22 protein-coding genes, 1 tRNA gene and 1 other RNA gene are annotated in these 20,091 nt (G+C 73.6%); 11 read left to right on the top strand and 13 right to left on the bottom strand.

Annotated features, from left to right (window positions below):
* Positions 1-89 precede the first annotated feature (89 nt).
* The 3 genes from fumC to V8J39_RS04930 all read left to right on the top strand — a co-directional run bounded on the left by fumC (position 90) and on the right by V8J39_RS04930 (position 2,513).
* Entirely contained in the window at positions 90-1,484 is a 1,395-nt protein-coding gene (fumC, locus tag V8J39_RS04940; protein WP_336459734.1) for a class II fumarate hydratase, read from the top strand.
* 148 nt (positions 1,485-1,632) lie between these two features.
* Positions 1,633-2,286 (top strand): GNAT family N-acetyltransferase, encoded by a 654-nt coding sequence (locus tag V8J39_RS04935; RefSeq protein ID WP_336459733.1) that lies wholly within the window; start codon positions 1,633-1,635, stop codon positions 2,284-2,286.
* The gene (locus tag V8J39_RS04930) at positions 2,283-2,513 is read left to right on the top strand and encodes a ribbon-helix-helix domain-containing protein (protein WP_336459732.1); all 231 of its coding nucleotides are present in this window, start codon (positions 2,283-2,285) and stop codon (positions 2,511-2,513) included. Before V8J39_RS04935 ends, V8J39_RS04930 begins: the two co-directional genes overlap by 4 nt.
* Here V8J39_RS04930 and V8J39_RS04925 read toward each other — a convergent pair.
* The 3 genes from V8J39_RS04925 to ssrA all read right to left on the bottom strand — a co-directional run bounded on the left by V8J39_RS04925 (position 2,470) and on the right by ssrA (position 5,525).
* A complete protein-coding gene (locus V8J39_RS04925; protein WP_336459731.1) occupies positions 2,470-3,411 on the bottom strand; it encodes a phosphotransferase family protein in 942 nt (313 codons plus the stop codon). The genes V8J39_RS04930 and V8J39_RS04925 overlap by 44 nt on opposite strands.
* A gap of 857 nt (positions 3,412-4,268) precedes the next feature.
* Positions 4,269-4,967, bottom strand: coding sequence for a DUF1194 domain-containing protein (locus V8J39_RS04920; RefSeq protein WP_336459730.1), 699 nt, complete (start codon positions 4,965-4,967; stop codon positions 4,269-4,271).
* Between the two features lie 197 nt (positions 4,968-5,164).
* Positions 5,165-5,525, bottom strand: a transfer-messenger RNA (tmRNA) gene (gene ssrA / locus V8J39_RS04915).
* Between the two features lie 232 nt (positions 5,526-5,757).
* On the opposite strand from ssrA, the gene V8J39_RS04910 reads away from it, so the two are divergent.
* A complete protein-coding gene (locus tag V8J39_RS04910; protein ID WP_336459729.1) occupies positions 5,758-6,453 on the top strand; it encodes an RBBP9/YdeN family alpha/beta hydrolase in 696 nt (231 codons plus the stop codon).
* Between the two features lie 68 nt (positions 6,454-6,521).
* Here V8J39_RS04910 and V8J39_RS04905 read toward each other — a convergent pair whose 3' ends face one another.
* The 3 genes from V8J39_RS04905 to V8J39_RS04895 all read right to left on the bottom strand — a co-directional run bounded on the left by V8J39_RS04905 (position 6,522) and on the right by V8J39_RS04895 (position 9,550).
* On the bottom strand, positions 6,522-7,493 hold the full coding sequence (locus V8J39_RS04905; RefSeq protein ID WP_336459728.1) for a 2-hydroxyacid dehydrogenase: 972 nt from the start codon (positions 7,491-7,493) through the stop codon (positions 6,522-6,524).
* A 19-nt stretch (positions 7,494-7,512) separates the two neighbouring features.
* Positions 7,513-8,889 (bottom strand): NAD(P)-dependent oxidoreductase, encoded by a 1,377-nt coding sequence (locus V8J39_RS04900; protein WP_336459727.1) that lies wholly within the window; start codon positions 8,887-8,889, stop codon positions 7,513-7,515.
* Between the two features lie 205 nt (positions 8,890-9,094).
* Positions 9,095-9,550, bottom strand: coding sequence for a CoA-binding protein (locus V8J39_RS04895; protein WP_336459726.1), 456 nt, complete (start codon positions 9,548-9,550; stop codon positions 9,095-9,097).
* A 119-nt stretch (positions 9,551-9,669) separates the two neighbouring features.
* Between V8J39_RS04895 and V8J39_RS04890 the strand changes: the two genes are divergently transcribed.
* Positions 9,670-10,281 carry a GNAT family N-acetyltransferase gene (locus tag V8J39_RS04890; RefSeq protein WP_336459725.1) on the top strand — a complete coding sequence of 204 codons (612 nt, stop codon included), beginning with the start codon at positions 9,670-9,672 and terminating at the stop codon, positions 10,279-10,281.
* Positions 10,282-10,495: 214 nt separating this feature from the next.
* Here the strand turns inward: V8J39_RS04890 and V8J39_RS04885 are convergent, their stop codons facing one another.
* Positions 10,496-10,951, bottom strand: coding sequence for a YHS domain-containing (seleno)protein (locus V8J39_RS04885; RefSeq protein WP_336459724.1), 456 nt, complete (start codon positions 10,949-10,951; stop codon positions 10,496-10,498).
* Between the two features lie 187 nt (positions 10,952-11,138).
* The gene (gene rlmB, locus V8J39_RS04880; RefSeq protein WP_336459723.1) at positions 11,139-11,921 is read right to left on the bottom strand and encodes a 23S rRNA (guanosine(2251)-2'-O)-methyltransferase RlmB; all 783 of its coding nucleotides are present in this window, start codon (positions 11,919-11,921) and stop codon (positions 11,139-11,141) included.
* Between the two features lie 270 nt (positions 11,922-12,191).
* Here rlmB and V8J39_RS04875 point away from each other — a divergent pair.
* Positions 12,192-12,275: transfer RNA gene (locus V8J39_RS04875), tRNA-Tyr, on the top strand.
* A gap of 320 nt (positions 12,276-12,595) precedes the next feature.
* Here the strand turns inward: V8J39_RS04875 and V8J39_RS04870 are convergent.
* Positions 12,596-12,727, bottom strand: a complete 132-nt coding sequence (locus tag V8J39_RS04870; RefSeq protein ID WP_336459722.1) for a hypothetical protein — start codon at positions 12,725-12,727, stop codon at positions 12,596-12,598.
* A 302-nt stretch (positions 12,728-13,029) separates the two neighbouring features.
* On the opposite strand from V8J39_RS04870, the gene V8J39_RS04865 reads away from it, so the two are divergent.
* Genes V8J39_RS04865 through V8J39_RS04845 form a run of 5 tightly spaced genes read left to right on the top strand, consistent with a single transcriptional unit; the run spans position 13,030 to position 17,048 of the window.
* On the top strand, positions 13,030-13,785 hold the full coding sequence (locus tag V8J39_RS04865; RefSeq protein WP_336459721.1) for an alpha/beta hydrolase: 756 nt from the start codon (positions 13,030-13,032) through the stop codon (positions 13,783-13,785).
* Entirely contained in the window at positions 13,782-14,783 is a 1,002-nt protein-coding gene (locus V8J39_RS04860) for an alpha/beta hydrolase (RefSeq protein WP_336459720.1), read from the top strand. Before V8J39_RS04865 ends, V8J39_RS04860 begins: the two co-directional genes overlap by 4 nt.
* Positions 14,776-15,483 (top strand): alpha/beta fold hydrolase, encoded by a 708-nt coding sequence (locus tag V8J39_RS04855; protein ID WP_336459719.1) that lies wholly within the window; start codon positions 14,776-14,778, stop codon positions 15,481-15,483. The genes V8J39_RS04860 and V8J39_RS04855 overlap by 8 nt, the downstream gene beginning before the upstream one ends.
* A 51-nt stretch (positions 15,484-15,534) precedes the next feature.
* Positions 15,535-16,164: a DUF1007 family protein gene (locus tag V8J39_RS04850; protein WP_336459718.1), complete on the top strand. Its 630-nt coding sequence runs from the start codon at positions 15,535-15,537 to the stop codon at positions 16,162-16,164.
* The gene (locus V8J39_RS04845) at positions 16,155-17,048 is read left to right on the top strand and encodes a nickel/cobalt transporter (RefSeq protein WP_336459717.1); all 894 of its coding nucleotides are present in this window, start codon (positions 16,155-16,157) and stop codon (positions 17,046-17,048) included. The genes V8J39_RS04850 and V8J39_RS04845 overlap by 10 nt, the downstream gene beginning before the upstream one ends.
* On the opposite strand, the gene pqqE is transcribed toward V8J39_RS04845, so the two are convergent.
* From pqqE to pqqB, 4 genes are read right to left on the bottom strand one after another with little or no spacing between them, the layout of a single operon-like run.
* The gene (gene pqqE / locus V8J39_RS04840; protein WP_336459716.1) at positions 17,026-18,156 is read right to left on the bottom strand and encodes a pyrroloquinoline quinone biosynthesis protein PqqE; all 1,131 of its coding nucleotides are present in this window, start codon (positions 18,154-18,156) and stop codon (positions 17,026-17,028) included. The genes V8J39_RS04845 and pqqE overlap by 23 nt on opposite strands.
* Positions 18,153-18,425, bottom strand: a complete 273-nt coding sequence (gene pqqD / locus V8J39_RS04835) for a pyrroloquinoline quinone biosynthesis peptide chaperone PqqD (RefSeq protein ID WP_336459715.1) — start codon at positions 18,423-18,425, stop codon at positions 18,153-18,155. The genes pqqE and pqqD overlap by 4 nt, the downstream gene beginning before the upstream one ends.
* Positions 18,422-19,189: a pyrroloquinoline-quinone synthase PqqC gene (pqqC, locus tag V8J39_RS04830; protein ID WP_336459714.1), complete on the bottom strand. Its 768-nt coding sequence runs from the start codon at positions 19,187-19,189 to the stop codon at positions 18,422-18,424. The genes pqqD and pqqC overlap by 4 nt, the downstream gene beginning before the upstream one ends.
* Complete coding sequence (pqqB, locus tag V8J39_RS04825; RefSeq protein ID WP_336459713.1) at positions 19,186-20,073, bottom strand: pyrroloquinoline quinone biosynthesis protein PqqB; 888 nt, start codon at positions 20,071-20,073, stop codon at positions 19,186-19,188. Before pqqB ends, pqqC begins: the two co-directional genes overlap by 4 nt.
* Between the last annotated feature and the right edge of the window lie 18 nt (positions 20,074-20,091).

Raw genomic sequence — 20,091 nt, 5'->3', positions numbered from 1 at the left:
TTAGCGCCCGTATACACTCGCATACCAATTGCAATCGGCCCCGGGATTTCCTATCCCGGGGCCGTAGTACATCCGGGAGGCACAGGCCCATGACCGCGACCCGCACCGAAACCGACAGCTTCGGTCCCCTCGACGTTCCCGCCGACAAGTACTGGGGCGCGCAGACCCAGCGGTCGATCATCAACTTCCCGATCGGCTGGGAAAAGCAGCCTGTGGCCATCGTGCGCGCGCTGGGCGTGATCAAGCAGGCCGCGGCCGAGTGCAACATGGCGACCGGCGCGCTGGACGCGACGCTGGGCCGCGCGATGGTGCAGGCGGCCTCCGAGGTCGTCGCGGGCAAGTTCGACGACAACTTCCCGCTCGTGGTCTGGCAGACCGGCTCGGGCACGCAGTCGAACATGAACGCCAACGAGGTCGTGTCGAACCGCGCGATCGAGATCCTCGGCGGCACCATGGGCTCGAAAAAGCCGGTGCACCCGAACGACCACTGCAACATGGGCCAGTCGTCGAACGACACCTTCCCCACGGCGATGCACGTGGCGATCGGGATGATGGCGCGCGACGTGCTGATCCCGGGGCTGACCAAGCTGCACAAGGCGCTGGCCGCGAAGTCCGAGGAATTCAAGGACATCATCAAGATCGGCCGCACCCACACCCAGGATGCGACGCCGCTGACGCTGGGCCAGGAATTCGGCGGCTATGCCAAGCAGGTGGAAAACGGGATCAAGCGGGTCGAGATGTGCCTGCCCGCGATCTACGAGCTTGCGCAGGGCGGCACCGCCGTCGGCACCGGGCTCAACACCAAGAAGGGCTGGGACACGGCCATCGCGGCGAAGATCGCCGAGATCACCGGCCTGCCCTTCGTCACCGCCCCGAACAAGTTCGAGGCGCTCGCCGCCCATGACGCGATGGTCATGTTCTCGGGCGCGCTGAAGACGGTGGCGGCCTCGCTCTTCAAGATCGCGAACGACCTGCGGCTTCTGGGCTCGGGGCCCCGCTCGGGCCTGGGCGAACTGATCCTGCCGGAGAACGAGCCCGGCTCCTCGATCATGCCGGGCAAGGTCAACCCGACCCAGGCCGAGGCGCTGACCATGGTCTGCGCCCATGTCTTCGGCAATGACGCGGCGGTGGGCTTCGCCGGCTCGCAGGGCCATTTCGAGCTGAACGTCTACAACCCGATGATGTCCTACAACGTGCTGCAGTCGATGCAGCTTCTGGGCGACGCGGCCGGGTCCTTCACCGACAACATGGTGGTCGGCACCCAGGCGAACCTGCCGCGCATCGACAAGCTGATGAAGGAATCGCTGATGCTGGTGACGGCGCTGGCGCCCACGATCGGCTACGACAACGCCACCAAGGTCGCCAAGACCGCGCACAGGAACGGCACCACCCTGAAGGAAGAGGCGATCGCGCTCGGCTTCGTCGACGCCGAGACCTTCGACCGCATCGTGCGCCCGGAACTGATGGTCGGCCCCGAGGACTGATCCCGCCTCACCTCCCCGCCGAAGGGCCGCCGCCTCGCGCGCGCGGCCCTTTGTTTTTCGCCTTTGTTCAAATATCCCGGGGGTGCGGGGGCAGCGCCCCCGCCTTCGCCGCCCGAACCAGAGCCCGCAACCGCCCGGGGGTCACGCCATGCCCGATCCGATCAACCTCAACCGGTTCCGCAAGGACAGGGCGCGTCGCGACGCGCGCGCGCAGGCCGATGCCAATGCCGCGAAATTCGGCCGCACCCGGGCCGAGCGCGAGGCCGAGGCGCTGCGCGCCGCGCGGGCCGAGGCGCTGGTGGCGGGCCACCGGCGCGTGGCCGCCGGCGTCGCGATCCGTGCGGCGGGCCCGGGCGATGCGCCGGCGGTGGCGGCGCTGATCCGCACCACGATCGCTGCCAGCAACGGCCCCGACTACCCGCCCGAGATCCTGGCCCGGATCCTCGCCGGCTTCGACGACGCGGCGGTGGCGGTGCAGATCGCGACGCGGCAGGTCCTGGTGGCAGAGCGGGGGGGCGAGATCCTCGGCACCGGGGCGCTGGTGCGCGACGCGGGCGGGGCCGAGATCCGCAGCCTCTTCGTCGCGCCGGCCGCGCAGCGCGGCGGCATCGGCCGGGCGCTGATGGCGCGGCTGGCCGAGGCGGCGGGCGCAGACGGGGGTGCGGACGGGGGCCCGGCCGTGGTCCTGCGGCTGCAGTCCTCGCTCACCGCGCGCGGCTTCTACGAGCGGCTCGGCTTCGTCGTCACCGCGACGACGGAGATCGCGGGCGAGCCGGTGCTGCGGATGGAGCGGCGGCCGTGAGCGCACCGGTCAAGCGCTCGCTGACGCTGCACGGGCACCGCACCTCGGTCACGCTCGAGGACCCGTTCTGGCAGGCGCTGCGCGAGATCGCGGCGGCGCGCGACATCGCGGTCAACCGGCTTGCGGCCGAGATCGACGATGCGCGCGATCCCGACACCGGGCTGGCCACCGCGATCCGGCTGTTCATCCTCGCCGATTTGCGCGCCCGGGCAGCGCCGCGGCGCTAGCGCCCGATCCCGCCACCGCCACCGCCCCCGGCGCGGGCATGGCGTTGAGCCACTGCGCCAGGCTGCGGATCCGCCCCGGGATCGCCTCGGGCATGTCGGCGGCCTCGGCCAGCTCGGACAGCCGGTGGGCCGCGGTCAGCAGCCGCACCCGGCCCGCGTCGACGGCAAGGCCGCTCTCGCGGGCATAGGCCGCGACCAGCCGGTCCGACAGGTCCGGCGAGACGAAGCCCGCGGGGACGAAATCGCGGTGAAGCTCGCCAAATCCCGCATCGGCGAAGTCGAACAGCCCGTTCAGCCGCCGCGTGTCGGGGTCATAGGCCATGTTGCCGCCATGGCCGTCGAAATGGCCGAAGACCTGTCCCAGCGGGTCGGGTCCCAGCTCGTCGATCATCCGCAGGCTCTGGGCCGCGCGGGGGCGCATCGCGGCGGGCAGCAGCGGCATCGCGGCGGCGCGGATCGCGGCCACGTCCAGCAGCGCCGGCACCTCGCGCGCGCCCAGCCGCGCCAGCGGCGCCGGGTCCATCCGGTGCAGCCCGAGGTGGAAGCGCGCCAGCTCCTGCGCCAGCCGGTCGCGCTCGGCCGGGGTCAGCAGCGCGTAGAGCGCCGGCGTCAGCGCCTCGCCCGGGATCTTGTGGTGCAGCGTCATCGGCGGCTGCCAGTCGTCGAGCCGCGGCGCGGGCACCGCGACCGGCACGGCGGCGGCGATCAGCGGCAGCAGGCCCGCCTCGCGGCGCAGCCGGTCGGCGGCGGCGGCATGGCGCGGGATCTTCGCGATCCAGTCGTGGTCGAGCTCGATCCCGAGACAGTCGAGACCGTCACGGCGCGCGGTCACCTCGCGGAAGTCGTGCTTGGGAAAGGCGCGGCGGATGCGCGAGACGATCGGGTCGGTCTGGTCCATGCGCGGACCCTAGCCGGGCGGGCGGAAAGGGCAAGGTCCGCCGCACCGGCAGCGGGCGCGACGGCGCCCCGGCGCCGGTTTCGCGCCCCCCCGTGCCGCATCCTGCAACGCGGATGGGCACCGCCCGGCACGGGCCGCCGCCCAAGCCGCCCCGACGCCGTGCCCGGACGCGGATCCGGACGCGGGTCCAGAGGCGGGACCGGACGCGGGGCCAGAAGAGGGGCCAGACGCGGGGCCAGACGCGGGGCCAGAGGCGAGACCGGGCGCGGGGCCAGACACGGGGCCATAGGTGGGGCTTGGCGACGGGCAGCCCGGGTGCGGTCCGGTGTCCGGTCCAAGTCCGGGTCCGGATCAGGGGGAGGGGGTGAAGGGGGCCGGTCGACGGGGCCGATCAGGAAGCCGCTCGGGGCCCGTAACTTGGGTCCGCATCTGAGGTCCGCATCCGGCCCCGGTATATGGGGGCCAGAATCCGGGAGCCGGTTCTGGGGACAGGTATCTGGGGACCGGATCTGGGGACCGGTATCTGGGGGCCGGTCGGACGGGGGCGGATCAGGGGACTGGTTGAGGACGCCGGGCCGCGCAAAAGACCGGCACCGGGCCCACGCCGCCACTCCGGCGCCCGGGGGGCAGCAGGGCTGTCGCTGCCCCGGCCGGTCGCAGCGGCCGGCCGGGCGTCGGTCGGTTTCGGGGGCCATTCTCCAGCCGTGCGCCAGCCGTCCGCCAGCCATCCGACCGCCGTTCGCCTTGTCCCGCGACGGCCAACGCGGTGCGGCGAAGGACCATGTCGGGCCAGAACGCGGGCCGCGGGCCGGTCACGCCCGGGGAGCGCGCGCCCGGGAAGGGCGGGGCCGGGCGGGTTACCCGGTGGGGATCACCAGCTCGCGCAGCAGCTTTCGTCGCAGCACCGGGGCATAGTCGCCAAGGCCCCGCGCGGTCATCACGAAGCCGTCCGGGGTGATGACATAGCGGCGGTAGAACTCGGTGATCGGGTTGCCCGAGCCGCGATCCTCGATCGCGATCGCGTTGAGGGTGATGCCGGCCTGCTGCGCGCGGCGGGTCTCGGGCGGCACCGGGCGGCCGGCATTGACCGGCCCGTCGCCCGAGATGTCGGCGACGCGGCGCAGGCAGGGGGGCGCACTCTCGAACAGCGCGGGCAGCGCGGCGATCATCTCGCCCGGCGCGGTGTCCGAGCGCGAGAACGACCGGCGCAGCTGGCCCGCGTCGCGGGCGAGCGCCTCGACATCGCCGGGCTCCTGCATCCGGCGCCAGGGGATCACCACCTGCTGCTGGAACACCGAGGACCAGTGCAGGACCATCACCGCCGCACCGCCCGAAACCAGGGCCGAGGTGACGTCGGGGTCGGAAAGCGCAAGCGCCAGGCCGTCGGTCTGGAGCCGATATTCGGCGGTGTCGATCGAGCCCGAGACGTCGATGGCCAGCACGAGGGCCACGTCGCAACGGGTATCGGCCCGCGAGGGGCGGTCGGGAAGTGCGGCGAAAACGGCTCCGCAGGCGACCGCTGTGCCAATGGCAGCGAGACGCGAGGTGATGTGCATTCACCATCCTGCGCATGATTCGGTTAACGGACAAAGTCCCGAGCGCGCCGGGCGATCCGAAAGGATGGGGGAATTCCGCCGGCTGCCGCAGGATGCGGCACCGCCCGGAGCCGGTCGCAAGCGACATCCGGCCAAGGTCCCGGCACGGGTCCGAGCACGCCGCGACACCGGCCCTGCGGGGCACGAAAGGGGGGGTAAGTGCAGGTTTCTGTTGCCAGGTACCTGCGAACCCCGCCTTACGCGGCTAAGCGCAAGGACTTAGTTTCGGCGACCCGAACTGCTTACGCAGCCAGAGCCATTGCCGGAGCACGGTTGTTGTTGGCAACTGTACGTTTCGGACCGATAACGGTGGTACCTCACCGGGACAAAGCTAACCCCTTTAGACGTTCGTCGATCCTATTTCGGCCCCAGACTGTCCCAACAAGACAGGGTTTGGTGGAGCCGCCGGGTACCGCCCCCGGGTCCGAGCCGCTTATTCCGAGCGCGTTTATGTCCATAGCCCGGGGCAAGCCCCGAACAGGGCAAGATATAGGGCGGGCGCGGCGTGCGTGCAAGCCGCGCCGCGGCACGAAGCGCGCCGCCCCGTGGGCCGCGACCCTGGACTGCGCGGGGGGGGGCCGCACGGGTGGCGGATGGACGCCGGTAGTCATTCCCTCTCCCGCGCGGGGGCGGCGCAGCCGCGATCGCCTCCGCGCGGGCCGGGCTTTGGAACCGAAATTCACGACCGGACTGGTAGAGTTTTCGCGTTGACCATGCATCGGGGCGCGACGGGCGCCCGGGGAGAGACGCGATGACCAAGATCCTACTCGTGCCCGGCCTCGACGGCTCGGGCGCCGCGCACTGGCAGGCCTGGTGGGCGGCGGTGACGCCGGGGGCGCTGCTGCTGGACTGGCGCGCGCCCGACCGGCCCGTGGCCGAGGACTGGGAGGCCGAGCTTGCGGGGGCGGTGCTGCAGCACCCGGGCGCGCTGATCGTCGGGCATTCGCTGGGCGCGGTGACGGCGGCGCGGGCGCTGCTGCGCTGGCCGGGGCTGCCGGTGGCGGGGGCGCTTCTGGTCGCACCGGCCGAGCCGTCGCGCTCGGCGCGCACCTGCGGCTTCGGCGCGCTGCCGCGCGGCCGGCTGCCGGTGCCGGCGCGGGTGGTGGCCAGCCGCAACGACCCCTGGATGGGCGCGGCCGAGGCGGCGGAGTTCGCGCAGGGCCTGGGCGCGGGGCTGACCGACCTCGGCCATGCCGGGCACATCAATGTCGAAAGCGGCTTCGGCCCCTGGCCCGCGGGGCGCGGCCTTGGCGCGGCGCTGCTGGCCGGCGCGGGCGCGGGGGAGCGGCCCGGCACCTGGCCCGGACCCGCGGCCGCACGGCCGGTGCACCGGCGCGGTGACCGCCGGCTGCCCGGCGCGGCCCATGGCGCGCCGCCCGCGGCCCCGACGGCACCGGCCGGGGCGGCACCGTCGCGGGCGACGACCTGGGGGCGGTGCTATCCGTGAGACTGGGCCGTGAGACCGGCCCTGAGACCGGTGCCGTGCGACCGGGCCTGAAAACCGGGGCCGGCCGGTCAGACGAGGACGTCGCCCGCCGGCGGCGCCTCGCCGCGGTGCACGGCGGCAAGGTTCGCCATCATCCGCGTCACGGTCGGGGCGAAGTTGTCGGCCGACATCGCGCCCAGGTGCGGGGTGGTGATCACCCGCTCCAGACCCACCAGCGGGTTGCCCGGCTCGACCGGCTCGGTCGCGAAGACGTCGACGCCGGCGCCGCGCAGCTGGCCCGAGCGCACCGCCGCGGCGAGATCGGCCTCGACCACCACGCCGCCGCGCGCGAGGTTCACCAGGATCGCGCCCGGCTTCATCCGCGACAGCGCCGCCGCGTCGATCAGCCCGCGTGTCTGCGCGTTCAGCTCGCAATGCAGGCTCAGCACGTCGGCCCGCGCCAGCAGCGCGTCGAGCGTCACCGCGCGCGCGCCCAGCCGCGCCTCCTCGGCCGCGGGCAGCGGGCTGCGCTTGGTATAGAGGATCTCGCAGCCGAAGCCCGCCAGCAGCCGCGCCAGCGCCTGGCCGATGAAGCCGAAGCCGAGGATGCCGACGGTCTTGCCCGACAGCATCATGCTCGTGGCGCCAAGCGCGCCCTTGGGCCAGCCGCCGCCGGTCACGCCCGCATGTCCCGCGACGATGTTGCGGTTCAGCGCCAGCATCATCGCCAGCGCGGTCTCGGCCACCGCGACGGCATTGCTGCCGGTGGTGCGCATCACCCGCACCCCGGCCGCGCGCGCGGCGTCGAGGTCGATGTTGTCATAGCCCACGCCCCATTTCTGCACCGCGCGCAGGCCGCAGCGGGCGCCCTCGGCGAACATCTCGGCGCTGACCGGCACGTCGCCGGTGATCGCGAACTCGGCCTGCCGGATCGCCTCCAGCTGCGCCTGCGGATCGCGCCCGGAGGCGGTGGCGATGGTGAAGCCCTCGGGCAGGAACGGGCGCAGGCGGTCCAGCCGCTCGGGCGTGGCGGGGTCGAGCATCATCAGGCGGGCGGTCATCGTCGGTCTCCGGGAGGGGTCAGGGCAGCAGCGGACCGGCGAGGCCGGCCTGCGCCATCAGGGTCTGCAGGCGGTTCGCGGCCAGCATCAGCGCGCGGGCATCGGCGCCGGCGGGATCGCGGCCAAGCGCGCCGATCTCGCGCTGCAGGGTCGCGGCCTCGGCCGCGAGGGCGCCGCGCAGCGCGGCGGGCAGCGCGGCCAGCGCCCCGGCGGCAAGCCCGCCGACGCCGTGCGGCCGGGTGGTGCCGCCCGCGACATAGCCGGGCGGCAGATCGCCCTTCAGGTTCACCACCCGCCGGTCGCGGATCGCGCCCAGGATCTGGTCGATCGCTTGGCAGGCGCCGGCGACGCGGGTCGGATGGTCGGTGTCGGCGGCGGCATGGGGCAGCAGCGTCAGGCGGTCGGGGAAGCGCTGCGCGAGCGCCAGATAGGGCAGCATCGGCCCCGACAGCGCCCCGGTCGCGGCATCGCGGAACAGGTCCGCGTCGATCGCGGCATGGCCGAGCGCGCCGGACCCCAGGCCCGCGGCCAGCGCGTCGGCATCGACCAGCTCGCCCCGGTCGAAGTTCAGCACCACCGCCCCGGGCGCAAGCGCGCCCAGCACCGCCGCACCGATCAGCCCGGCATTGGCGAAGCCCTCCGGGGTCTTCGGCCCCAGCCCAAGGTGCACCGACAGCACGTCGGCCCCCGCGGCGGCGGCCTCGGGCGTGGCGGCGAAGCCGAAGCCCTCGGCCTCGATCCAGTCGCGGTGGCGGGGGCGGGCGAAGACCGCGACCCGCATCCCGAAGGCGCGGCCAAGCTTCGCGACCTCGCGCCCGATGTTGCCATACCCGATCACCGCGAGCCGGCAGCCCTCGAGCTTGGCGGTCGGAAAGCGGGCAAGGTCGCGGCCGGTGTCGAAGGCGCCCTCGGCGGTCAGGTCGTTGAGCGTGGCGAGCGGCAGGTCGGGGCGCACCGCCATCAGCGCCTTCCACGCCATCTGCGCCGTGGCGGTGGCGTTGAGGCCGGGGGTGTTCATCAGCGGCGCCGCGCCCCCCGTGCCGTCGCCGCCGCCCCAGCTGTCGCAGCCCATGTTGCCGGTGCCCGCGCCGATGCGCACGCCGCCTTCGGGGAAGGGCAGGTCGGCGGGCAGGGCGGTCGCCGCCGCGATCACCGCGTCATAGGCGCCACCGCCGGCGACGGCGCGCAGCGCCTCGGGCGTCGACAGATCGGGGCAGTAGTAGAAATGCGCGACCCCCGGCTCGGGCGCATCCGCGCCCAGCGGGCCATCGTGGAACCGCCCGCCGCGCGCGGCGACATGGGCGCGCACCGCCGCGGTGTCGGGCCGGCCGTCCGGGCCCGCGGCAAGGCCGACGGGATCGACGATCAGGATCTTGGGCGTGCTGCGGTCGGTCATGGCGATCGGCTCCGGGACAGGCCCCCTCGGCGCTGCACGGCACGGGGCTGGGGGCGGCGGGCGCGATGATCACCCCCCGCGCCGCGGTTGCAACCCGGAAGTGCCGATCAAGGCAGGATTTTTCGCAGGCAGGCGGCCGAGACGCCCCCAACCCCCGGAGGACTGCGGTGCCCGGAAGACGGCGGCCGCCCGCGACCGGCGCCGCTCAGCCCACCGGCGGCGTCAGCGGGCTGCGGCTGCCGAACAGGCGCGGGATCTCGATCCGGGGGCAGCGGTTCTCGACCACGCCCAGACCCGCGGCCCGCGCCTTCGCGGCGGCGGCCGGGTGGGTGATGCCGATCTGCATCCAGATCGTGCGCAGCCCCGGCAGCGCCGCCATCGCCTCGTCGACGATCGCGGGCACGGCCTCGGGGCGGCGGAAGATGTCGACCATGTCGACCGCCGCCTCGGCCGGGATCTCGGCGAGGCTGGCAAAGACCGGCTCGCCCAGGATCTGCTGCCCGGCCGCGCCGGGATTGACCGGGATCACGCGATAGCCCTGCTCCTGCAGGTAGCGCGCGACATAGTGCGAGGGACGGTCGGGATCGGCCGAGGCGCCGACCACGGCGATCACCCGGGTGGTGTGCAGCGTGTCGCGGATGAAGGCATCGGTGCTGGTCATCGCGGGTCTTCCTCCCCATCTTGATGGCAGCCGGCCCGCCCGGGCCGGCGGTGGCGGGCCGTGAGATCTCAATCTGGGGCATGGCGCGCAAAAGGGAAGATGCGAAGGCGGAGACGGCGATGAGCAGGGCGGCCACACCCCCTCCGGCGCGGCCGGTGATCCAGATCCGCGCCGCGGCGCCCGGCGACGCGCGGCTGCTGGGCCGGCTGCATGTCGCCGCCTGGCGCGAGACCTATGCCGCGCTGCTGCCACAGGAGGTGGCGCGGCTGGACGAGACCCGCCGCACCGAGGCCTGGGCGCGCGACCTCGACGCCGCCGCGGCGGGCCGGCTGCCGGCCGAGACGGCGATCCTGCTGGCCGACGGGCTGCCCGCGGGCTTCGTCACCGCCGGGGCGCAGCGGCACCCGGCGCTGGCCGAGATGGGCCATGACGGCGAGGTCTGGGCGCTGTACCTGCTGCGGACGGTGCAGGGGCGGGGGCTGGGGCGGCGGCTGCTGGCGGCGGGGGCCGGGGTGCTGGCGCGGCGCGGCCACTGGTCGGCCAGCGTGCAGGTCCTCGCGCGCAACCTGCCGGCGGTCGGATTCTACACCCGGATGGGCGGCCGGTCGGTCGCGCGACTCGATGCCGGCACCCGCAGCGAGCTGACTTTCGCCTGGGAGGATGCGCAGGAGCTGCTGGCGCCCGAGACCCGCGGCCGCGTCGTGCTGCCGCCGCTGTGGCCGGGCGCCTAAGGCGCTGCCGGAAAAGAAAAAAGCGCCCGGGACAGACCCGGGCGCAAGTGGCGGAACGAGGGACAGTGAAGAGAAACACGACAGTTCCGTTGCCGTCTTCCAAGGCTCAATATAGCAGCTTCCCTGTGGCGTTAAAGCCACCATCCCGATTTTGTTACCTGCGCGTGACTTGCGCGCGCCGCCGCGATGGCGCAGCTGCCCCGGCGCCGGCCGGTCACTTGCGCGGAATCGCCTTCCATGCGCCCTCGGCCGCGTCGAGGATCCGGCCGTCGCCCGCGTCGAACCGGCTGGCCGCCTGCGGCGTCTCAAGCAGGTAAAGCTTGCCGGCGCGGATCCGGAACAGGTCGGGATCGCCCGCGGCCAGCCGCCCCTCGGCCAGCGCGACCGGGCACCAGCCGCCGAACTGCGGCGCATAGCCCGCGGGGTTCATCTCGAAGCTCGCCCGATTCTCGGCGCTGGCGAAGTACCAGGTGACGCCGCGCCAGCGCAGCGCATGGCCCGCGTCGCCCGCGGCGGCGCGCCCTTGCGAGAAATAGGCGACCGGGTCGTGGCCCGCGATCGCCACCCCGCCCTCCGAGGCGAAATGCTTGGATTTCGCCTGCACCGGGACCGGCACCGCCAGCGCCAGCGCGCAGGCCAGCGCGACCAGCGCCAGCCGCAGCACCGGCATCAGGCCCCGATCCCGATCCCTGTCCCGGCGGCGCCCGCGCAGGGCGTGGCTCAGGATTGGGAACGGCACGGGTGGCCGGGCGGTGGCGGGCAGCGTCGGGGACAAGCGGATCTCCTTGGGCAGGCCAGCGCAAGATGGCGATCGCGACGGCCGCGCGGAACCCCCGGGCCCCGCACGCGGCAACACCTTATCGTGTGGCCGCCGCGTACAGCGCCACCGCCGCCGCGTTCGACACGTTGAGCGAGCCGAAGTCGCGCGCGAACGGGATGCGGGCCAGCACGTCGCAGGTCGCGCGGGTCTTCTCGCGCAGGCCCGGCCCCTCGGCCCCCAGCACCAGCGCCACCGGGCGCGAACCCGCCTGCGCCAGCGCCGGCGCCAGATCGGCCTCGGCCTCGCCGGCCAGACCCACCAGCCAATAGCCCATCTCGCGCAGCTCCTGCATCGCGTCCGACAGGTTGGTCACCCGCAGGTAGGGCTGGCGCTCGAGCGCGCCCGAGGCGGTCTTGGCCAGCGCGCCGGTCTCGGGCGCGGCATGGCGGGCGGTGGCGATCACCGCGCGGGCGCCGAACACCTCGGCCGAGCGCAGGATCGCGCCGACGTTGTGCGGATCGGTGACCTGGTCGAGCATCACCACCAGCGGCAGGCCGGCGCCGTCGATGCAGACATCGGCGACCTTGCCCCATTTCAGCGGCTTCACCTCGAGAGCGGCCCCCTGGTGCACGCTGTCGCCCGCCAGCGGCACCGTCTTGTCGAAGACGCGCGCGTCGATGACCTCGGGCTCCAGCCCCGAGGCCTCGACCACCGGCCCCAGCCGGTCGAGCGCGTTCTTGGTGACCACCAGCCGCAGCTTCTCGCGCGCGGGATTTTCCAGCGCGTCGCGCACGGCGTGAATGCCGAACAGCCACAGCGTCTCGGCCTCAGCCTTGCGCTTGGCGCGTTCCTTGTCGATGACCCAGGTCGGTTTTTTCATGCCCCCGGCGATAGCCGGTTCGCGCGCGCCGCACAATCGAAACGAAGGGCGAGACGCAAGGCGAAACGAAGGGCCGAAGCGAAAGGCCCGTCCCGCCACGATGCCAGGCACGGGTACGGGCACGGGTACTGGCACGGGCACAGGTACGGGCGCGCGCGGTCCGGGGCAGGGCTGCGGGGGCTGCCGTCGGGGCATCCCGCACCGGTCGCGCCACGCGGGAAAAACCCGCTTGACGCCCCCGGGGGGCTCCGATATTCCGCCGCCAGCGTCGGGCGACGTGCTGCAAGGTGCGGCAGCGGACTGTAACTCCGCCGGGGAGACCCATGCCTGGTTCGATTCCAGGGTCGCCCACCATTCCCCCCTCGGGCTGGGAACGGTGACAGGATCAGACGCGATATCTTCAGGAAATCCAGGCAGTTGGGATCGGGTCTTCACCGGATCTGGAAGCTGCTTGCGCGCGGGTCCCGCCGCCGATCCGGGCCATCCTTCCGTCCCTTTGTCCCGGGGCGCGCCCGGTCCGGGCGCCGCGCCTTGGGGCGGGGAATGGCCACCCGCGCTGGCGGCCTGAGCTGGTGGGCTGTGCTGGTGGCCCGCGCTGGTGGCGTGTCCGGTTCACATGTCCCGTGTTTGCGTCCGGCCTGTGCGGGACCGGCCCGCAAGGCGCGGGCGGGCGGTCAGATCAGGGCGATCGCCGCGGTGGCAACCAGCGTCGCCAGCAGCGTGCCCAGAAGGAACAGCGCCAACAGGCCATTGCGCGGCCCGGATACCTTGCCGGGGCGCGTCTTCGCGTCGTTCAACGTCTTCACCAGTCATTCTCCCAGGGGCCGGGGCCGAGTCGTCTTCGTCCTTACCGATGGGCCCGTTTTCCGACCCTTGCGTCACACTATGCACGCAAAGGATGAGTTGATAATCCATATTCTCGCACAGCGGGTTGCGCGATTTCGATACTTGCCGCACAACCGGCGCCCGCTAGGCAGCCCACTCTGGCCCCCTCTCTGGCCCCCGGGCACCCGCCCGGCGCCCGCGGGCCGTTGAATGCCCCGGGTCCGGGCGCTAGGCTCTGGCCAAGCCGCCCGGCAAGCGCGGTCCCGCAAGACGAGCGACAGGCATGACCCAGACCTTCACCAGCCCGCAGGGCCGCACCATCGCCTTCCGGCGCACCGAGGGAACCGGGCCCGGGGTCGTGTTCCTCGGCGGGTTCATGTCGGACATGGAGGGCACCAAGGCGCTTGCGCTGCAGGCCTGGGCCGAGGCCGAGGGCCGCGCCTTCCTGCGCTTCGACTATTCCGGCCATGGCCAGAGCGGCGGCGCCTTCCGCGACGGCGCGATCGGCGACTGGTACGAAGATGCGCTGGCCGCGATCACCACCCTGACCGAGGGGCCGCAGATCCTCGTCGGCTCGTCGATGGGGGGGTGGATCTCGCTTCTGGTGGCGCGCGCCCGGCCCGAACGTGTCGCGGGCCTTGTGACCATCGCCGCCGCGCCCGATTTCACCGAGGACCTGATGTGGGCCTCGTTCACGCCTGCGCAGCGCGAGAGCCTGCTGCGCGACGGCGCGATCGACCAGCCGGCCCCGCCCGACGGCAGCTATCCGATCACCCGCCGCCTGATCGAGGAGGCGCGCGACCGGCTGGTGCTGCGCAGCCCGCTGCCGCTGCCCGGGCCGGTGCGGCTGCTGCACGGCACCGCCGATGCCGAGGTGCCGGTCTCGGTCGCGCTCGCGCTGCTGGGCCATGCCGGCTCGGACGACATCCGCCTGACGCTGGTCAAGGGCGCCGACCACCGCTTTTCCAGCCCCGACTGCCTCGCGCTGATGCTGGGGGCGGTGGCGGAGGTGACGGCGCGCCTCGGGGCGGCCGGATGACCCGGCTTCCGGTCCCGCTCGGCCAGCGCGGGGTGACCGCGGCGCCGGGGGCGAAGCCGCGGCTGCGGCTGCTGGGGCCGCGGGTGCGCCGCCGCCCGCGGTTCGACCTGCGCGAGCTGCCGGACTGCCGCGGCCTGACCGACTGGCTGGTGCGCAGCGAGGCCGCCTGGCCCGACATCGTGCCCGGCTGCCAGAAGCGGATCCGCTGGGCCGGTGCCGTCGGCGAGCGCAGCGCCCGCGCGCTGGTCTATCTGCACGGCTTCTCGGCCTCGGGCGAAGAGCTGCAGCCGACGCTCGACCTGGCGGCCGAGGCGCTGGGGGCGAACCTGTTCCTGACCCGGCTGCACGGCCACGGCCGCGGCGGCCCGGCGATGGCCGAGCCCCGCGCCGCCGACTGGCTCGAGGATCTGTCCGAGGCGATCGCGGTCGGCGAACGGCTGGGCGAGCGGGTCTGGCTCATCGGCTGCTCGACCGGCGGCAGCCTTGCCGCGCTGGCGGCGGCCGACCCCCGGCTGGCGGCGCGGATCGCGGGCGTGGTGCTGCTGTCGCCGAACTTCGGCCTTGGCCGGCCGAACTGGCAGCGGGTGAACTGGCCGCTGGCGCGCCACTGGCTCAGGCTCGCGCTCGGGGGCGAGGTCGGCCTGCCGCCGGTGAGCGAGGCGCACGGCCGCTACTGGACCTGCCATTACCCGCCCTCGGCGCTGGTGCCGATGGGCTGGACCGCGCGCCGGGCCGCGCGCGCCGACTATTCCCGCGTCGGCCTGCCGGCGCTGATCGTCTTCAGCCCCGACGACCACGTCGTCTCGGTCCCCGAGATCCGCCGCATCGCCGCGCTCTGGGGCCGCGGTCCCGGCGGCCGCGCCCCCGACGTCGTCGAGCGCCGCCTGACCGGCGCCGACGATCCCGACCGCCACATCCTGTCCGGCCATGTGCTCTCGCCCTCGCAGGTGCGTTCGACGGCCGGGCTCATCGCCGCCTGGATCGACACGCATGGCTGACACCTCCTCCGACCCGCTGCTGCTGCTGCCGGGCCTGATGACCGACGCGCGGCTGTGGTGGCACCAGATCGCGCATCTCTCGACGGGCCGGATGCTGCAGGTCGCGCACCTTGGCAGCGGCGACACCGTGGGCGAGATGGCGCTGACCGTGCTCGACGATGCGCCGCAGCGCTTCGCGCTGGCCGGGCACTGGCTGGGCGCCGTCGTCGCGCTCGAGATCCTCGAACGCGCGCCCGACCGCGTCAGCCGCATCGCGCTGCTCGACATCAACCCCTTCCCGGAGGGCGCCCAGACCGCGGTCGAGCGCGAGGCGCGGATGGTGCGCGCGCGCAGCGGCCGGCTGGCCGAGGTGGTGATGGACGAGGTGCCCGAGGCCGCGCTCGCGCCCGGAGAGACCAACCTGACGGCCCGGGCGATGCTGCTGGACATGGCCGAGGCGCAGGGGGCCGAGCGCTACGTGACCCAGGCCCGCGCGCTGATGCGCCGGCCCGACTATCACAAGACCCTGCGCGCGACGCGCATCCCGTCGCTGGTGCTGTGCGGTGCCGCCGACACCGTCTGCCCGGTGCGCCGGCACGAACTGCTGGCCGACCTGATGCCCGGCGGGCAGTTCCTGAAGATCGAGGGCGCGGGCCACCTGCCGACACTGGAACAGCCCGAGGCGGTGACGGCGGCGCTGGCGGACTGGCTGACGTCGTGATCGCCCATCGGTGACTGGACGCGCGGGCCCGGGGCGGCTAGCCATCCGGGCATGATCCGCGCGACCCTCACCTCTGCCCTCCTGCTTGCGCCGCTGCCGGCGCTGGCGCATCCGCATGTCTTCGCCGACAGCCACGCGGGCTTCGCCTTCGACGCCGAGGGGCGGCTGGCGGGGCTGCGGATCAGCTGGCTCTACGACGCCTTCACCACGCTCGTCCTTTACGACCAGCTCTCGCTCGACGCCGATGGCGACGGCCAGCTCGATGCCGGGGACCTCGCCCGCGTGGCCGAGGGCGAGACCGACTGGCCGCCCGAATACGAGGGCGACACCTACCTGTGGGTCGACGGCGCCCCGCGCGCGCTGGGCCGGCCGCGCAACGGCACCGCGCGCATGGTCGGCGACCGGGTCGAGGTCAGCTTCGATCTGCCGCTGGCCGACCCGGCGCGGCTGGGCGCGGCCAGCCTGAAGCTTTACGACCCCAGCTATTATTACGCCTATTCGATCAAGGGCCTGTCGGGCGAGCTTCCAGCCGGTTGCGAAGCCCGGGTGATCCCGTTCGAGCCCGGCAATGCCGATCGCAGGATCATGGCGACCCTCGCCGCGCTGTCGCAGGAAGAGATCCCCGACGATCCCGAGATCGGCGCCCGCTTCGCCGACGAGATCCGCCTGCAATGCGACTGACCGGGGTCGTGGTCCCGGTCGCGCTGGCGCTGGGGCTGGCGGCGGCGCTGGCCTGGCTGGCGGGCGGGGTCCATGCGGCGGCGGCCTTCCAGTGGGCGGCGGCGCGCCAGCTTCAGGTGCAGAACGCCATGGCCGGCGCGATCCGCGCGATCCAGGCCGGCCAGCCGCATGCGGTCGCCTCGCTCTGCGCGCTGGCGGCGGGCTATGGCTTCGTGCATGCGCTGGGGCCGGGGCATGGCAAGGTGGTGCTGGGCGGCGCGGCGATGGCCTCGCGCGCGACGGCGGCGAAGATGTTCGCGATCGGCGCCGCGGCGAGCCTCGCGCAGGCGCTGGCGGCGATCGTGCTGGTGGCGGTGGGGGTGCGGCTGTTCTCGCTCGGCTCCGCCGATGCGAGCCGGCTGGCCGAGGGCTGGCTTGCCACCGCGAGCCGGGTCGCGATCGCGCTGATCGGCGCGGCGCTGGTCTGGCGCGGCCTGCGCGCGCTGACGGCCCGCGGCGCGCACCACCACCACCACCACCACCATCATTGCGGCTGTGATCACAACCACGGCCCCGCTCCGGCAGAGGTCGCGCGCGCACAGGGCTGGCGCGAGACCGCGGCGCTGGTCGGCTCGGTCGCGGCGCGGCCCTGCACGGGGGCGATCTTCCTTCTGGTGATCGCCTGGCGCTTCGGCATCCCGGGGACCGGGGCGCTGGCGGTGCTGGCGATGGGCTGCGGCACCGCGGCGTTCAACGCGCTGGCGATCACCGGCGGGCTGGTGGCGCGCCGGCTGGCCTGGGCCGGCGCCCGGGCCGATACCGGCCGCGCCCGCGCGGTGGCGGGCGGGCTTCAGGTCGCGGGCGGGCTCGTGATCGTCGCGCTCACCGCGCTGCCGTGGCTTTGACCGGCTTCGGCATCCGGCGATAGTCGTAGGGCGCGGCGCTGTCGCCCTCGGCCGCAAGCGCCGCGTCCAGCGCCGCGCGCCCGGCCGTGCGCCGGCAGACCGGGTCGGCCGCGGCCGGGTCGCCCAGCACCGCCATCGCCTGGCAGCGGCAGCCGCCGAAATCGATGTCGCGCCGGTCGCAGGCCTGGCAGCCCGCCGGCATCCAGTCGGTGCCGCGGAAGGCGTCGAAGGCGGGGCCGGCATACCAGATCTCGGCCAGCGGCACCTCGGTCGCGTTCTGGAACGCCAGCCCCGGGATCGTCTCGGCCGCGTGGCAGGGCAGCACCCGGCCGTCGGGCGCGATGTTCAGGCCCGTCGACCCCCAGCCGCCCATGCAGGCCTTCGGCAGGTCGGAATAATAGTCGGGCGGCACGAAATCGATCACCAGCCGCCCGTCAAGCCGGGCGCGCGCCTCGGCCACCTGCGCCTTGGCGCGCTCGACCTGGTCGCGCGTCGGCTGCAGCTGGGCGCGGTTCTTCAGAGCCCAGCCCTGGAACTGCACGCAGGCGACCTCGATCCGCCGTGCGCCCAGCCGCAGCGCCAGCTCCAGCGTCGCGGGCAGGTCGTCGAGATTGGCGCGGTGCATCACCGCGTTCAGCGTCAGCGGCAGGCCCAGCCGCCCGATCTCTGCCGCGATCTCCATCTTGCGGGCGAAGCCGCCGGCATAGCCGCCCACGTGGTCGGCGATGTCGGCGCGCACGCCCTGCACCGACAGCTGCACATGGTCGAGCCCGGCGGCGTCCAGCTCTTGCAGCCGGCGCGGCGTCAGCCCGATCCCCGAGGTGATCAGGTTGGTGTAAAGCCCCGCCGCGCACGCCGCCGCGACCAGCGCCGCGAGATCGGGGCGCGAGGCCGGCTCGCCCCCCGACAGGTGCAGCTGCAGCACCCCGAGCGCTGCGGCGTCGCGGAAGATCGCGGACCATTGCGCGGTCGACAGCTCGCGGTCCTTCGCCGTCAGCTCCAGCGGGTTCGAGCAGTAGGGGCAGGCCAGCGGGCAGCGGTGCGTCAGCTCGGCCAGCATCGCGATCGGCGGCTGCGGGCGGGGCACATGGCGGTGCGGCGCGGTCATGGGCGCATCTCCAGCAGGCGCGACCGGGCAAGGCCGCCCAGGAACTCGGCCACGTCGGCGCGGATCTCGGCCTCGGGCGCGCCATAGCGCTCGGCCAGCCGGCGGGCGATGCCGTCGATGTCGGTCAGCCCGTCGACCTCGGCGATGACGGCATGGCCGATCTCGTCCAGCATCAGCGCGCGTTCGGGGCCAAGCAGCACATGGGTCCGGCGCACCGGGTCCCAGCGCCAGCGCACCCCGCGCGGCAGGACCGGCACGCCGCCGCTCATGGCCGGGCCCCGGGCAGCAGCGCCTCGCCCGGCTGCCAGGCGCCCGGCGGGATCCGCCCGGGCGCGACATAGCCGCCCCACAGCGCGTCGAGCTGCGCCCAGAGCACCTCGGTCTTGAAGGTCAGCGCCGCGGCGGCGTCATCCTGGTCGCGCAGCGTCGTCGCGCGATCCAGCACCCATTGCAGCCCGAAGGCCACTTCCCGCGGCGCCTCGGACAGGCGGTGACGGAAGTAGGACGTGGTTTCCTGGTTCGCGAAAGCGTAGTGTTTCAAAAGACCTGCGATCCGTTCCTCATGTATCGCAGGAGCAAACATCTCGGTCAGCGAGGCGGCGACGGCCTTCAGCAGCGGCTCGTCCCGGACATAGCGGACATAGGCGTCGACGGCGAAGCGGGTGGCGGGCATCACGCCCTCGCACGACAGCACGTAATCGGGGTCGAGCCCGACGCCCTCGGCCAGCTTCAGCCAGCGGGTGATGCCGCCGGGCCGCTCGGCGGTGCCGTCGTGATCCTCGATCCGGCCGCGCCAGATCCGGCGCAGGGTCGGATCCTCGACCCGGCTGAGGAAGGCCGCGTCCTTCATCGGGATGCGCGACTGGTAGTAGAAGCGGTTGATCACCCAGGCGCGCACCTCGTCGATGGTGCAGCCGCCGCCGTGCAGGCGGTGGTGGAACGGGTGCCTGTCGTGATAGCGCGCGGCGCCGATCGCGCGCAGGCGCGCCTCGAACTCTTCAGGGGTGGCCGCGGTTTGCGTGACGTCCTTCATGCGGTGATCTCCAGTCCGTCCTGCGCCACGGTCCATCCCGCGGCCTCGATCGCGGCCCGCTCGGGCCCGTCGGGCCGCAGGACCGGGTTGGTGTTGTTCACGTGGATGAGCACCTTGCGCGACGCCAGCGCGGCCAGTCGCGCAAGGCTGCCACCGGGCCCCGAAATCGCGAGATGCCCCATCCGTGCCCCGGTCTTGGTGCCGGTGCCGGCCGTGGCCATCTCGTCGTCGGTCCAGACCGTGCCGTCGAACAGCAGCAGGTCGCCATCGGCAAGGCGCGCGACCAGCCAGTCGGGCAGCGCGGCGCAGCCGGGGATGTAATAGGCGGTGCGCCCGTTCGCCTGCAGTCGCAGCCCCACCGTTTCCTCGCCGAGGCGCTGGGGGTCGGGGCTGTCGCTCTCGAGAAACAGCGCGACCTTGCCGGGCACGGCGAAGGCGGTGACGCGCAGGCCCGGCACTGGTTCGAACGGCTGGTCGAGCGTGATGCGGCGGCGCGCGACGTGGTCGGGGTTCATCACCCCGAAGACGCGGTCGCCCTCGATCACGCCGAGGCCCGCGCCGGTGGCCCAGAGGTCGAAGCGCTGGCTTTCGCGCAGCGTCAGCAGGCCCGCGAGATGGTCGATGTCGCCGTTGGTGCAGATCACCGCCGCGATCGGGCTGTCGCGCAGCGCGCGCGGCCACAGCTCGGGCGTGGCGGTCAGCTGCGCGCGGATGTCGGGCGAGGCGTTCAGCACCACCCAGTCGCGGCCGTCGGCGGAAACGGCCACGGACGACTGGGTCATCCGTGGCAGTCGTCCCGATCGGGCGTCGGCGCAGTTGCGGCAGCCGCAGTTCCATTGCGGCAGTCCGCCGCCGGCAGCGGCGCCAAGTACCTTGAGGCGCATCGCGCAGGCCTTTCCCGG

This window comes from Frigidibacter sp. MR17.24, from assembly GCF_037095655.1.
Lineage (GTDB): Bacteria > Pseudomonadota > Alphaproteobacteria > Rhodobacterales > Rhodobacteraceae > Frigidibacter.
This window is presented reverse-complemented; position numbering and strand designations above follow the sequence as displayed.